Here is a 14,099-nt window from a genome sequence, read left to right on the forward strand (position 1 = left end):
TCACTTTTATGCCCGAGGGCCAAAGTACCACCGACGCCGGGGACGCCGGTACCACGAACGAAGGATCGATATGGCGCTCGCTGCGCGCCATGATCTTCGGCGAACAGGGCGACGATTCGCTGCGCCACCAGCTCGAAGAAGCGATCGACGCGCACGAGGATGATCCCGCGCCCGACGCCAAGGGCGATCTCTCGCCGCTCGAGCGCACGATGGTGCGCAATCTGCTCCATTTCGGCGAGCGCGATGCCGGCGATGTCGGCGTCCCTCGCGCCGATATCGTCGCGATCGAGGAGCAGACCTCGTTTGCCGAACTGGTCAAGATCTTCGCCGATGCCGGGCACAGCCGCCTGCCCGTCTATCGCGAAAAACTCGATACGATCATCGGCATGGTCCATATCAAGGATGTGTTCGCGATCCTGGCGACCGGTGCGGAGCATCCCGCGACGCTCGATAACCTGATCCGCCAGCCGCTGTTCGTGCCGATGTCGCGCGGCGTGCTCGATCTGCTCGCGGACATGCGCGCCAGCCGCGTCCATCTGGCCGTGGTGCTCGATGAATATTTCGGTACCGAGGGCCTGGTGACGATCGAAGATCTGATCGAAGAAATCGTCGGCGATATCGAAGACGAACACGACGAAGCGGCCGAGGCGATGCTGGTCCCGCTGGATGGCGGCGCCTGGGATGCCGATGCCCGCGCCGAGCTCGAAGATGTCGGCGAGACGATCGATCCGCGACTGGCCGAGGTGGACGAGGACATCGATACGCTCGGCGGCCTCGCAGCCTTGCTCGCCGGTCATGTGCCGCAACAGGGCGAGTGCCTGGATCACCCCAGCGGCTGGAAACTGGAGGTGGTCGCCGCCGATACGCGGCGTGTCACCAAATTGCGTCTGCACCCGCCCCGCCCCGAGCCCGAGGATGTCGAGAGCTGACGGATTGGTGATCGATCTACTCACTTTCTCAGATCATTTTAACTCATGGAGTAAATGATTGCGGATTGGCCGGCCGAGGTTCACAACACTGGTCAAGACCACAGAGATCTGAGGAGATCAGGATATGGACGCCATTACCGAAGGCAGCCCGCTAAGCGATCCGAACAAGGAACCCGCAGCGCTGCGCAACCTGCTTGGCCGGACCAATCGCGATTGGTGGCCCAATCAGCTGAGCCTGGAAATCCTCCAGCAAAATGGCCTGTCGGGCAATCCGATGGGTGATGATTTCGATTATGCCGCGGCGTTCAACAGCCTCGATTATGCCGCCGTAAAGGCTGATCTCACCGCGCTGATGAACGACAGCCAGCCGTGGTGGCCGGCCGATTACGGGCATTACGGCCCCTTCTTCATCCGCATGGCCTGGCACAGCGCCGGCACCTATCGCACCGGCGATGGCCGCGGCGGCTCGTCCTCGGGGTCGCAGCGCTTCGCCCCGCTCAACAGCTGGCCGGACAACGGCAATCTCGATAAGGCGCGCCGCCTGCTGTGGCCGATCAAGGCGAAGTACGGCCAGAAGCTCAGCTGGGCCGATCTGTTCATCATGGCCGGCAACGTCGCGATCGAATCGATGGGCGGCCCGGTGTTCGGCTTCGGCGGCGGACGCCAGGACGTGTTCGAGCCGATGAAGGACATCTACTGGGGCACCGAGCAGGAATGGCTCGGCGACACGCGCATCGAGGAGGAATCGGGCCGCGCGCTCGAAAATCCGCTCGCCGCGATCCAGATGGGCCTCATCTACGTCAACCCGGAAGGCCCGGGCGGTTGCCCGAACCCGCTGGGCTCGGCACGCGACATGCGTGAGACGTTCGCCCGCATGGGTATGAACGACGAGGAAACCGTCGCGCTCACCGCCGGCGGCCACACTTTCGGCAAGGCGCACGGCGCGGGTGATGCCAAGCTGGTCGGTGTCGAGCCGGAAGGCGCGGACATCGCCACGCAGGGCCTCGGCTGGGTCTCGACGCACGAGAGCGGCATGGGCGATCACACGATCACCAGCGGCATCGAAGGCGCCTGGACGCCGACCCCGATCACGTGGGACATGACCTATTGGGAAATGCTGCTCGATCACGAATATGAACTCGTGAAGAGCCCCGCCGGCGCGCACCAGTGGCAACCGGTCGGCAACCCCGAGGAGACGCTTGCGCCCGCCGCGCACACCGCCGGCAAGCGCGTCCCGACGATGATGACCACCGCGGATATGGCGCTCAAGAAGGATCCGAAATATCTCGAGATCAGCAAGCGCTTCCGCGACAATCCCGATCTGTTTGCCGATGCCTTCGCCCGCGCCTGGTTCAAGCTGACGCACCGCGACATGGGCCCCAAGGTCCGCTATCTCGGGCCGGAAGTGCCATCGGAAGACCTGATCTGGCAGGATCCGATCCCCGCCGCCGATTATCCGCAGATCGACGCGAGCGATGTGCCCGCGCTGAAGCAGGCGATCACCGCGTCGGGCCTCGGCATTGCCGAGCTGGTCACCACCGCCTGGGCCTCGGCCTCGACCTATCGCCAGTCGGATCACCGCGGCGGCGCCAATGGCGGGCGCATCCGGCTGGCCCCGCAAAAGGATTGGGAGGTCAACAATCCGTCGCAGCTCGCCCGCGTGCTGCAGGTCTATGAAGGCATCAAGGCCGAGTTCGACGGCCGCGGCGCCAAGAAGGTATCGATCGCCGATCTGATCGTGCTTGGCGGTTCGGTCGGGATCGAAGCGGCGGCCAAGGCGGCCGGTCGCGCGATCGAAGTGCCGTTCGCACCCGGTCGCACCGATGCCTCGGCCGAGCAGACCGATGCCGCAAGCTTCGATGTGCTCGAGCCCCAGGCCGACGGCTTCCGCAATTATCTCTCGGTCAAGTTCAGCGTGCCGACCGAGGAACTGCTGGTCGATCGCGCGCAATTGCTGGGCCTCAGCCCGCCGGAAATGGCGGTGCTGGTGGGTGGTCTGCGCGTGCTTGGGGCCAATCACCCCAAGGCCGAGAAGCACGGTGTGTTCACCGATCGCATGGGCCAGCTGACCAACGACTTCTTCGTCAATCTGCTCGACATGCAGACGGCGTGGAAGCAGCTGAGCGACGAAAGCGACGAGGAATATCTCGGCACGCTGCGCGAGACCGGCGAGCAGAAATGGACCGCTTCACGCACCGATCTGGTGTTCGGCGCCAATTCGCAGCTCCGCGCGCTGGCCGAAGTCTATGCCTCGGCGGACGCCGGTGACAAGTTCGTGCGAGATTTCGTCACGGCCTGGACGAAGGTGATGAACGCCGATCGCTTCGATCTGGCCTCAGGCCACGTCCGCGACGAGCCGGCGGTAGCATAAGGCAAGCCGCCCTTATCCGTCATCCCAGCGGAAGCTGGGATCTCCTGGTTCTGGTTGCAACACCCGCCCCATGGAGACCCCGGCTTTCGCCGGGGTGACGGATGGGGCCATTGCCCCTTCCCGCTGCGCCGTTTACCTAGCGCTGATGCGCAAACACATTCTCATCGTCCTGCTGCTGATCGTGCTGATCATCGGTGCCGGCCTGTTCTGGCTCAGCCGTCCCGACGTCGCCAAGCTCGATCTCGCCGCGGTCACTGGCCCTCGTCCCACCATCACGGAGCCGCGCAAGCAGCTGATCCCGACCATCGCCGTCGCCGATGCGATCGGCTGGCCACAAGGCGCGAAGCCTGTGCCCGCCGCCGGGCTGGCCGTCGATGCTTTTGCCACCGGGCTCGATCATCCGCGCTGGCTATACCGTCTGCCCAATGGCGACGTGCTCGTCGCGGAAAGCAATTCGCCGCCGCGTGACGGCGGCGGGATCGTCGGCTGGGTAATGGGTCTGCTGATGAACAAGGCGGGCGCCGGCGTGCCCTCGGCCAATCGCATCACTTTGCTGCGCGATGCCAATAACGATGGCGTGGCGGAGCAGAAGACCGCGTTCATGACCGGGCTCAACTCGCCCTTCGGCATGGCCCTGCAAGGCGACTGGCTGTACATCGCCAACACCGACGCGCTGGTCCGTGTGCCCTACAAGTCCGGCGACACCAGGATCACCGCCAAGCCGGAACTGGTCGTCAAGCTGCAGCGCGGCGGCAACCATTGGGCGCGCAACGTGATCGCCGATCCGGCGAGCAACACGCTGTATGTCAGCGTCGGATCGGCCAGCAACATTGCCGAAAACGGCATCGAGCGCGAGAAATTCCGCGCCAATATCCTCGAAGTGTTCCCCGACGCCAAGACCTTCCGCGTCTTCGCCGCCGGCCTGCGCAACCCTAACGGTATGGCGCTGGAGCCGCACAGCAAGCGGCTATGGACCGTGGTCAACGAGCGCGACATGCTCGGCTCCGATCTTGCCCCCGATTATCTCACCCAGATCGAGATGGGCGATCACTTCGGCTGGCCGTGGTATTATTGGGGCGGCTATCCCGATCAGCGCGTCGAGCCGCAGAATCCGGCGTTGCAGGAATATTCCAAGCGACCGGATTATGCGCTGGGGCCGCACGTCGCCGCGCTGGGCCTGACTTTTGCCGGCGACGCCAAACTTGGCGGCGGCTTCACCAACGGCGCGTTCATCGGCGAGCACGGCTCGTGGAACCGCAAGCCCGTATCGGGTTACAAGGTCGTCTATGTGCCGTTCGGCGATAACGGCTATCCCGCCAAGGGCGCCAAGCCCGTCGATGTGCTCACCGGCTTCCTCGACAAGGACGGCAAGGCGCAGGGCCGCCCCGTCGGCGTGATTACCGACCGGACGGGCGCGCTGCTGGTGGCGGACGATGTCGGCAACGTCATCTGGCGCGTGCGGGCAGCACGCTAAGCTCGGGCCTGAAGCCCTCTCCCGCCTTCGCGGGAGAGGGTTGGGTGAGGGTCTTCTTCTTCTCTACGGTGGAGAAAAAGAAGACCCTCACCGCTGCGACTAGGCCCGCCTGAAGTAGGCGGACCAAGTCTCGCTCCTCTCCCGCAAGCGGGAGAGGAAATTTCACTTCAACAGCTTCGGCGCTTCCTTGTTGAGCTTGGCGCGGATCTTGTCGGCGAACAGCGCCAGGAACGGCGGCAGGTCGATCGTCGCACGCACCTTGTCGTCGAACAGCTCGACCTTGCTGGCCACGCGCTGCCCCAGCCCCTCGATCGTGAAATGCAGCGTGTCGCCATCCCAGCGGTGATCCTTGACCACCCCGCCCGGCACCACGCCGGCGATCTTGTTGACCCCGCCATCAAGCTTGGCACGCACGCCTTCGCGGCCATATTTGTGCGGGATATCCATCGTGATCGGCTCGGTCATGTGTCAGTCCTCAGGTCGCAAAAAGCATCGCATCATCGGCAAACGCCTTGAACTCGAGTGCGTTGCCCGATGGATCGCGAAAGAACATCGTCGCCTGCTCGCCCGGCTGCCCCTTGAAGCGCACATAGGGCGCGATGCCAAACGGTACGCCCGCGGCGGCCACGCGGTCAGCCAATTTCTGCCAGTCCGGCATCGTCAGCACCACGCCGAAATGCGGCACCGGCACGCTATGCCCGTCGACCGCATTCTCCACCGCGACGGGCTTCGCCGCCGGATCGAGATGCGCGACGATCTGATGCCCGAACAGATCGAAATCGATCCAGCTGTCGCTGCTCCGCCCCTCCGCGCAGCCCATCGTGCCGCCGTAGAAGGCACGCGCGGCAGCAAGATCATGAACCGGAAAAGCGAGGTGGAAGGGCCTGATCATGGGGGCATGATAGCCGCTAATCCCCCGCCCCGTCACCTCAATCCTTCCCGGCAAAGGCCGGCCAGTGGCAAAGGCTGCTGTGGCGTCGCGCACCGCTCACCTCCCCTGGTATCTGACCGGCCCCCGATCTCCGCCGGGCAAAGCGTGAAGGATCAACGGCTTGTTCCGCACCGCGCTGCATCGCATATGCGGCGTCTGCCAGCGACCATGACGAACAGGGTGAAAGTGATTCAAGAACGACCCCGCGCAGCCTCGCGCTACGCTCCCCTGTTCTCGCTTGTGCTGGGCACGATCGCCGCGACGGGCTTCGCGCCGCTTGAGTGGTGGCCCGTCGCCTTGGTCTGCCTCGCTGCCTGGATGTGGTTGATCCACGACTCACTCACGCTCCGTCAGGCCCTGTTTAGCGGTTGGGCGTTCGGCGTCGGGCATTTCACGCTGGGTAATAACTGGATCCAGCATGCCTTTGTTTTTCAAGATAATATGCCGCACTGGCTGGGCTATATCGCCGTGCTCCTGCTGGCGCTGGTCCTGGCGCTATACCCCATGGCCGCCGCTGGGCTGGCGTGGCGATATGGTCGCCGCCCCGGCCAAGCGCCCGGCGCGGCGTATGCGTTGCTGTTCGCCGCTGCGTGGATCGTCACCGAATGGCTGCGCGCCACGCTGTTCACCGGCTATCCGTGGAACCCGTTGGCCGCGTTGTGGCTGCCGCTGCCCGGCGTGGCGCATGTCGCCGCCTGGGTCGGCACATATGCAATGTCCGGGCTGACCATGGTGGTGGCCGGCGCGCTGTCTGTCGCCGCTGGTCGCGCATGGCGCTATCCCGCCGTCACGCTGGCCGCCGTCGTGTTGCTTGCCTTGTTCGGCGCACCAAGCCCACCGCCCACGCCAACCGATCCCGTGGCCCCCCGAGTCCGCGTGGTGCAACCCGATCTCGGGCAAGAGGAGCGCCCGCAGGACGACTATGCCGAGGCCAACCTGCAGGCTCTGCTGGCGCTGAACGGCACGCCCGGCCCTGCGCCGCGGCTGATCGTCTGGCCCGAGGGCGCGGTGCGCTACATGCTCGAGGATGGCTATCCGGCGTCCGCTTACTGGCGTGGCTATGCGCCATTCACCCGGATGCGCATCGCCAGACCACTCGGCCCGAACGACGTCGTGCTGACCGGCGGCAATGCCGCGCAATTCGACGCGGCGGGCGAGATGACCACCGCGACCAACTCGATCTTCGCCATCGACGCTCAGGCGCGGATTCTTGGTCGCTACGACAAGGCGCATCTTGTGCCGTACGGCGAATATCTCCCTGCCCGCCCGATCCTGTCGCGGCTCGGGCTCAATCGCCTGGTGCCGGGCAATATCGATTTCCTCGACGGCCCCGGCCCCAGCGCAATCGACATTCCGCAATTCGGCGCTGTCGGTATGCAGATCTGCTACGAGATCATCTTTTCGGGGCAGGTGGTCGATCGCGCGCATCGCCCGGCCTTCATCTTCAACCCCTCCAACGATGCCTGGTACGGCAGCTGGGGTCCCCCACAGCATCTGGCGCAGGCGCGGCTGCGCGCGATCGAGGAAGGGCTGCCGATCCTGCGCGCCACGCCGACCGGCATTTCCGCGATCATCGGCGCCGATGGCGCGCTGCTCGCAACCATCCCGCTCAACCAGGCGGGGGCGATCGAATTGCCGCTGCCCGCGCCCTATCCCCCCACCCTGTTCGCGCGAATCGGCAACCTGCTGGCCGGCGCGGTGGCACTGGCGCTGCTGTTGATGGCAATTGCCATTCGGCGGCGCGCTCGCTAGGCAGGGATATAAGGAAAGCTTTATATCAGGCATGGCAACGGCCGAAGCTCTCCTCAACCATTGAGGATAACCACATGCGTTCCAGTTTTCTCTTCACCTCCGAATCGGTTTCTGAAGGTCATCCGGACAAGGTCGCCGATCAGATCAGCGACACGATCGTCGATCTGTTTCTCGCCAAGGACAGCCAGGCGCGCATCGCCTGCGAGACCCTGACCACCACGCAGCTCGTCGTGCTCGCGGGCGAGATTCGCGGCAAGGGCATCTACGAGGACGGTCAATGGGCGCCGGGCGTGCTCGACGAGATCGAAGCCGCGGTGCGCCAGACGGTGAAGGAAATCGGTTACGAGCAGAGCGGCTTCCATTGGGAGACCTTCGCGTTCCACAACAATCTTCATGGCCAGTCGGCGGAGATCGCGATGGGCGTGGACGAAACCGGCAACAAGGACGAAGGCGCGGGCGATCAGGGCATCATGTTCGGTTACGCGACTGACGAGACGCCCGGCCTGATGCCCGCCACCCTGTATTACAGCCACAAGATCCTCGAGCGCATGGCCGCCGATCGCCATTCGGGTGCCGCGCCGTTCTTGCAGCCTGACGCCAAGAGCCAGGTCACGCTCGAATATCGCGACGAGAAGCCGGTTGCGGCAACCGCCTTGGTTGTCTCCACGCAGCATGCGCCGGGCTATTCGGAAAAGGGTCAGAACCCCGATCCGGTAAAGTATGCCGAGCTACGTGATTATGTGATGGGCGTGTTCAACGATGTGCTGCCCGCAGGCTTCATCTCGGATACCACCCAGATCTACATCAACCCGACCGGCGCGTTCGAAATCGGCGGACCTGATGGCGATGCCGGCGTCACCGGGCGCAAGATCATCGTCGACACGTACGGCGGTGCGGCGCCGCACGGTGGCGGCGCGTTCAGCGGCAAGGATCCGACGAAGGTCGATCGTTCGGCCGCTTATGTCGCGCGCTATCTCGCCAAGAATGTCGTTGCCGCCGGCCTCGCGCGTCGCTGCACGATCCAGCTGAGCTATGCCATCGGCATTGCCGAGCCGCTGTCGGTCTATGTCGATACGCATGGCACCGGCTCGGTCTCCGAAGCCAGGCTTGAGGAAGTGCTGCCAAAGCTGGTCCGCCTGACCCCCAGGGGCATTCGCGAACATCTCAAGCTCAACGCGCCGATCTACAAGAAGACCGCCGCGTACGGCCATTTCGGTCGGGAGCCCGAGGGCGACAGCTTTACGTGGGAGAAGACCGATCTGGTCGATGCGCTGAAGGCTGCCGTCGCCTGATTCCGTCGAGCGCCGCCTCCGCAGCATGGAGCGCGGCGCTCGCCACCTTTTCACCGATATAGCCGACCACCGCGCCGGCCAGCGTATCGAGCAGATAATGTTTGCCGCTGGGCAATTGCGCCGCCGCCGCCGCCCCTGCCACGGCGTAAGCCGGTAACGCCGCGCCCGGCGCATCGTGCGCTACCGCACTGGCGATCGCCACCGCGCCTGCCGTATGCCCCGAGGGGAACGACGTCTGGTCGTGATCGCGGCTCTCGCCCTTCTTGAAGCGGTGCTCGCCACTGTCGATCGCCTTGGCCGGCCGCGTCCGGTCGACCGAATGTTTGACGACATTCTTCAGCCCCGTCGCCACCAGATGGCTCGCCAGCATGCGCACGCCGTTTTTGGCCACTGCGGGCCGGCTCAGCACCGCCCCTACCAGGATCGTGACCACGCTGAGCACGATCAGCGGCGGTTGGTCCGCCAGATCCCCCGCCGCCTCGATGCGCTTGACCGCCGGCGTTTCGCGATGCGCCGCCGTCTTGTGGCTTAATTCGCGATCCGCTTTGACGACCGCGGCCGCCGCTTTCTTGGTTTTGCTCATCGCCCTCCAACCAACGCGAGATCAATTGGCTCCGGCGACTGGACGCACGACGTGTGTTCGCTAGAGCAGCGGCGATGAACGATCCGATGACCACCCGCCGCCTCTATGGCCGCCGCCAGGGGCACAAATTGCGTCTGGGCCAAGCCGAGCTCGTCGAGGAATTGCTACCGCGCATCAGCGTCCCCGATAGCGGCGCGCTCAATGCGCCAACCTTGTTTGGCGACGACCGCCCGCTGCAGCTCGAAATCGGCTTTGGCGCCGGAGAGCATCTCGCCGGGCAAGCCGCCGCGCACCCGGAAACTGGATTTATTGGCTGCGAACCGTTCCTCAACGGCGTGGTCGGCGCGCTGGCGCATGTCCGCGATGGCGATCTGGCTAATGTGCGGCTGTACATGGGCGACGCGCTCGATGTGGTGGAGCGTTTGCCCGATCAATCGTTGGACCGCCTGTATCTGCTGCACCCGGATCCGTGGCGCAAGGCGCGGCATGCCAAGCGCCGCATGGTCAATCATGGGCCGCTCGATCTGATCCAGCGCAAACTGAAGCCGGGCGCCGAATTTCGCCTTGGCACGGACGATCCGACCTATTGCCGCTGGTCAATGATGGTGATGAACCAGCGCCGCGATTTCGTGTGGCAGGCGGGAACGCCGACGGATTTCCTGACGCGACCAGATGACTGGCCTGAGACGCGCTACGAGCGCAAGGCGCGGCGCCAGGGGCATGAGGTCTGGTATTTCCGCTATATCCGGGTGTGATTTCGCGGGCTGATCCGATTCAATCCTCCGTCAACTGTTTTGCCACCAATGGCGCGACCCTATCGGCAATCCGCGCCACGCCCTGCGCCGTCGGATGCACGTGATCGCGCTGCATCAGTGCTGGATTGCTGATCACGCCATCGAGGATGAACGGATAGAGCGCGGCATCATATTGCGCCGCCAAATCTGGCCAGATGCTATTGAATGCCTTGGCAAAATCTGGCCCAAGGTTGGGTGGCGCGACCATCCCCGTCAGCATCACCGGGATGCCGCGTTTCTGTAGCTCAGCAAGCATCGCGCCCATGTTGGCGCGTGTTTCCGCGGGCGAGATCTGCCGCAGCACATCGTTGCCGCCCAGCCCGAGCAGCACCAGATCGGGCGTGCGCGGCAGATTGTTCAGCGAGAAAGCCAATCGCTGGCGGCCCGCCGCCGAGGTGTCGCCCGATACGCCCGCATTGACGATCTTGGCGTTGATGCCCTGCGCGCGCAGCCGCGCCTGCACCGCATCGGGCAGGCTTTGCCCGCGCTGCAGGCCGTAACCGGCATACAGGCTATCGCCGAACGCCAGCACCAGTCGCTCCTCCCCCGCCACTGGCACGGGCGTGGTTGGCGCAGGCGCCGCCTCATTCACCGCGACGAGCGCCGGCGTTGCCGGCTCGCTGTCGCACCCGCTCAGCAACATCGCTTGGAGAACCAACGCTGCCGCCCCATATTCATAGCCACCACGTTCCAACGCGATATTTCCTTCATGACCAAGACCATCCAGCACGATATGGTGATCGCGGCCCAGGGTGTCACCCTGACGCTGGGCACAAGTGATGCCAGCACCGATATCTTGCGCGGCATCGATCTGGAGGTAGCGCGCGGCACCAGCCTCGCGCTCCTGGGACCATCGGGCTCGGGCAAGTCCTCCTTGATGGCGGTGCTGTCCGGACTGGAGCGCGCGAGCGGCGGCCAGGTTCAGGTCGCCGGACTGGATTTCACCACGCTTGACGAGGACGCGCTGGCGCGGGCGCGGCGCGGCCGCATCGGCATCGTGCTGCAGGCGTTTCACTTGCTGCCGACGATGACCGCGCGCGAGAATGTCGCCGTGCCGATGGAGCTCGCCGGCATGGCGGATGCGTTTGCGCGCGCCGATGCCGAGCTGATCGCGGTCGGGCTTGGTCACCGGTTGCATCATTATCCGACCCAGCTTTCCGGCGGGGAGCAGCAACGCGTTGCCATTGCGCGCGCGCTCGGGCCACGGCCGGCGCTGGTGTTCGCCGACGAGCCGACCGGCAATCTCGATACGACCACCGGGGCAGCGATCATGGATTTGCTGTTTGAACGCCAGGCCGCCGCCGGCGCGACATTGATCATCATCACGCACGATGCCGGGCTGGCGGCACGCTGCGATCGCATCATCGAGCTGGCCGACGGGCAGATCGCCGCGGACCGCCGCCGATGAGCGACTGGCGCATGGCATGGCGGCTGGCGCGGCGCGAGCTCGATCTCAAATTTCGAGGCTTGCGGCTGTTGCTGGCGTGCCTGTTTCTCGGGGTCGGTGCGCTGGCGGCGATCGGCAGCCTGACGCAGGCGATCGAGCGCGAGCTCGCTGCCCGTGGCGCGCTGATTCTCGGTGGCGATGTCGAATTCGCCGTGTCGCAGCGGTCGGCGGCGGCGGACGAGCGCGCGGCGATGGCGGCGCTCGGCACCGTATCGGAAACCGCTAGCATGCAGGCGACGGCGGTCGGCGGCAGCGCAGCGGAGCCGCTGATCGTGCCGATCGAACTGAAGGCGGTGGACGCGCGGTATCCGCTGTACGGACAGCTGACGTTGCAGCTCGCTTCTCAAAACCGCACCTTCTCCGGCAACGGCCGGATCAACAATGCGGGCACGGTTTGGATCGCCCCCGCGCTTGCCGAACGGCTCGCCCTCAAGCCAGGTGGTCGCTTCAAGATCGGCAGTGCCGGCTTCACCATCGGCGGGATCATCGACAATGAACCCGATCGGTTGGGCGAAGGCTTTACGCTCGGCCCTGTGGCGATCGTCACCACCGAAGGTCTGGCGCGCACCGGTCTGATTCAGCCGGGCAGCATGTACACGGCAAAGTATCGCGTGAAGTTGACCAACGCGGCCGCCCCGCGCGCCTCCATGGCGCGGTTCATGGAGCGATTTCCGACCGGTGGCTGGGTGGCCAAGGCAAGTGATCGCGCCGCGCCCAGCGCCGCACGCTTCGTGGACCGCATGGGACAGTTCCTGATGCTGGTCGCATTGTCCGCCTTGGTGATAGCGGGGATTGGCGTCGGCAACGGCGTCACCTCGTATCTCGCAAGCCGCCGCGGCAGCATCGCGGCGCTGAAAGTGCTCGGCGCGACGTCCGGCACGATCGCCAGGATCTACATTCTGCAGATCGGCGCGGTGGCGTTGCTCGGCATCCTTGCCGGGTTGCTTGCCGGCGTCGTCGCCGTTCCCGCGATCGTTGCTCTGGCGGGCGACGTGCTGCCGGTGGCACCGCGCTTCGCGATTGAATGGCTGCCGCTCGCGCTGGCCGCGGCATACGGCCTGCTGATCGCCTTCGCTTTCACCGCGCCGCCGCTGGTCGCCGCCGGGACGATCCCCGCTGCCGGATTGCTGCGCGGCGTGTTCGATCAGCGCCGCGCGCCGTGGCGTCGCACCGTACCGTGGATGGGTGGTGCCGGCCTCGCGGTCGTGGCGCTGGCCTTGCTCACCGCCGAGCAGCCCGGACTGACCGCCGGCTTCCTTGCCGCCGTTGCCGCCACGTTGCTGCTGCTCGCCGGGTTCGGCTGGCTGGTACGCCGGGGCGCCGCTGCGCTGCCCCGCGCGCGCCGCCCACTGCTGCGGCTGGCCGTGGCCGCGCTGCACCGGCCGGGCGCGCGCACCGGTACGTTGGTGGTAGCGCTGGGACTGGGCCTGACCTTGTTCGTGCTGCTGGCGGCAATCCGCACCAGCATCGAGGCCAATATCGACCGCACCGTGCCGCAACGCGCGCCGGCATTGTTCGCGCTCGACGTGCCGCCCGATCGGGAGGCGGAATTTCGCCGCGTCATCACGCAGGCCGCACCGCAAGCGGCTATCGCGACCGTGCCCGCGCTGCGCGGCACGATCACCGGCTATGGCACGACGCGCGTCGCGGAGCTGAAAACGGTGCCCGAAGGCGCCTGGGCACTGCGCGGCGAGCGGGGCATCACCTATTCGGCGACGTTGCCCGAGGCCAGCGAGCTGACCGCCGGCCGCTGGTGGCCGAAAGACTATGCCGGCCCGCCGCTCGTGTCGCTCGACGAGCGACTCGGCACCGCGCTCGATCTCAAGCTTGGCGATCCGATCAGCTATAGCCTGCTCGGTGTGGAGCGTACCGCGCGGATCGCCTCGTTCCGGCGCATCAACTGGGATACGTTGGGCTTCAATTACGTGATGGTGTTTTCCCCCAACGCCATTTCGGACGCGCCGCATAATCTGGCCGCGACGATCGATCTGCCGCCGGGCGCAGAGGGCAAGGTGATGCGGGCGTTGCTCAAGCCGTTCCCGTCCGTCTCGGTGATCGAGGTGCGCGGCGTGATCGGGCAAGTGCGCGATATCGTCAGCCAGATGGCGGCGGCGATCACCGCCGCCACCTCGGTTGCGGTATTTGCCGGCATCGCCGTGCTGATCGGCGCGATCGCCGCAGCGCGCGAGGCGCGGACGTACGACAGCGTGATCCTGCGCACGCTGGGCGCCACGCGCGCGCAGGTGCTGGCCAGCCAGGCGCTCGAATATGCCTTTTTGAGCGCGGCGCTGGCGGTGCTGGCGCTGGCCCTGGGGCTGGGCGGCGCATGGTACGTGGTGGTCGAATTGTTCGAGTTCGAATGGCTGCCCGATTACGGCGCGGTTGCAGCCACGCTGGCGATCGGCGTGGCCAGCGTGATGACTCTGGGGCTGCTGGGCGCCTGGCCGATCCTCAGCGTCCGGCCGGCGCGGGCACTGCGGCAGCTTTAGCATCGTGCCCGCTCTGCGCACCCGTGTTTTGCGCAAC

12 protein-coding genes are annotated in these 14,099 nt (G+C 65.7%); 8 read left to right on the forward strand and 4 right to left on the reverse strand.

Annotated elements, in window-relative coordinates:
• Window positions 1-8: 8 nt before the first annotated feature.
• The 3 genes from ABC969_RS02505 (at window position 9) to ABC969_RS02515 (ending at window position 4,774) form a co-directional block, all read left to right on the forward strand.
• Window positions 9-929, forward strand: a complete 921-nt coding sequence (locus tag ABC969_RS02505; RefSeq protein ID WP_345862731.1) for a hemolysin family protein — start codon at window positions 9-11, stop codon at window positions 927-929.
• Between the two features lie 124 nt (window positions 930-1,053).
• On the forward strand, window positions 1,054-3,300 hold the full coding sequence (gene katG, locus ABC969_RS02510) for a catalase/peroxidase HPI (protein WP_345862732.1): 2,247 nt from the start codon (window positions 1,054-1,056) through the stop codon (window positions 3,298-3,300).
• 145 nt (window positions 3,301-3,445) lie between these two features.
• On the forward strand, window positions 3,446-4,774 hold the full coding sequence (locus ABC969_RS02515; RefSeq protein ID WP_345862733.1) for a PQQ-dependent sugar dehydrogenase: 1,329 nt from the start codon (window positions 3,446-3,448) through the stop codon (window positions 4,772-4,774).
• Between the two features lie 162 nt (window positions 4,775-4,936).
• On the opposite strand, the gene ABC969_RS02520 is transcribed toward ABC969_RS02515, so the two are convergent.
• Window positions 4,937-5,239, reverse strand: a complete 303-nt coding sequence (locus tag ABC969_RS02520) for a polyhydroxyalkanoic acid system family protein (protein WP_345862735.1) — start codon at window positions 5,237-5,239, stop codon at window positions 4,937-4,939.
• Window positions 5,240-5,249: 10 nt separating this feature from the next.
• The gene (locus tag ABC969_RS02525) at window positions 5,250-5,666 is read right to left on the reverse strand and encodes a VOC family protein (protein ID WP_345862736.1); all 417 of its coding nucleotides are present in this window, start codon (window positions 5,664-5,666) and stop codon (window positions 5,250-5,252) included.
• A gap of 219 nt (window positions 5,667-5,885) precedes the next feature.
• Here ABC969_RS02525 and lnt point away from each other — a divergent pair, with 219 nt between their 5' ends.
• Both lnt and metK read left to right on the forward strand, forming a co-directional pair.
• Entirely contained in the window at window positions 5,886-7,457 is a 1,572-nt protein-coding gene (gene lnt / locus ABC969_RS02530) for an apolipoprotein N-acyltransferase (RefSeq protein WP_345862737.1), read from the forward strand.
• Window positions 7,458-7,531: 74 nt separating this feature from the next.
• Window positions 7,532-8,749 carry a methionine adenosyltransferase gene (gene metK, locus ABC969_RS02535; RefSeq protein WP_345862739.1) on the forward strand — a complete coding sequence of 406 codons (1,218 nt, stop codon included), beginning with the start codon at window positions 7,532-7,534 and terminating at the stop codon, window positions 8,747-8,749.
• Here metK and ABC969_RS02540 read toward each other — a convergent pair.
• Window positions 8,697-9,332 (reverse strand): phosphatase PAP2 family protein, encoded by a 636-nt coding sequence (locus tag ABC969_RS02540; RefSeq protein WP_345862741.1) that lies wholly within the window; start codon window positions 9,330-9,332, stop codon window positions 8,697-8,699. The two genes, metK and ABC969_RS02540, sit on opposite strands and share 53 nt — an antisense overlap.
• A 74-nt stretch (window positions 9,333-9,406) precedes the next feature.
• On the opposite strand from ABC969_RS02540, the gene trmB reads away from it, so the two are divergent.
• Complete coding sequence (gene trmB, locus ABC969_RS02545) at window positions 9,407-10,087, forward strand: tRNA (guanosine(46)-N7)-methyltransferase TrmB (protein WP_345862743.1); 681 nt, start codon at window positions 9,407-9,409, stop codon at window positions 10,085-10,087.
• A gap of 19 nt (window positions 10,088-10,106) precedes the next feature.
• Here the strand turns inward: trmB and ABC969_RS02550 are convergent, their stop codons facing one another.
• On the reverse strand, window positions 10,107-10,820 hold the full coding sequence (locus tag ABC969_RS02550) for an arylesterase (RefSeq protein WP_345862745.1): 714 nt from the start codon (window positions 10,818-10,820) through the stop codon (window positions 10,107-10,109).
• 15 nt (window positions 10,821-10,835) lie between these two features.
• Between ABC969_RS02550 and ABC969_RS02555 the strand changes: the two genes are divergently transcribed.
• Together ABC969_RS02555 and ABC969_RS02560 are read left to right on the forward strand one after the other, a co-directional pair.
• A complete protein-coding gene (locus tag ABC969_RS02555; protein WP_345862746.1) occupies window positions 10,836-11,534 on the forward strand; it encodes an ABC transporter ATP-binding protein in 699 nt (232 codons plus the stop codon).
• Window positions 11,531-14,062 carry an ABC transporter permease gene (locus tag ABC969_RS02560; protein ID WP_345862747.1) on the forward strand — a complete coding sequence of 844 codons (2,532 nt, stop codon included), beginning with the start codon at window positions 11,531-11,533 and terminating at the stop codon, window positions 14,060-14,062. Before ABC969_RS02555 ends, ABC969_RS02560 begins: the two co-directional genes overlap by 4 nt.
• Window positions 14,063-14,099: the final 37 nt, after the last annotated feature.

The sequence above is a fragment of the Sphingomonas qilianensis genome, assembly GCF_039614825.1.
Taxonomy (GTDB): domain Bacteria; phylum Pseudomonadota; class Alphaproteobacteria; order Sphingomonadales; family Sphingomonadaceae; genus Sphingomonas; species Sphingomonas qilianensis.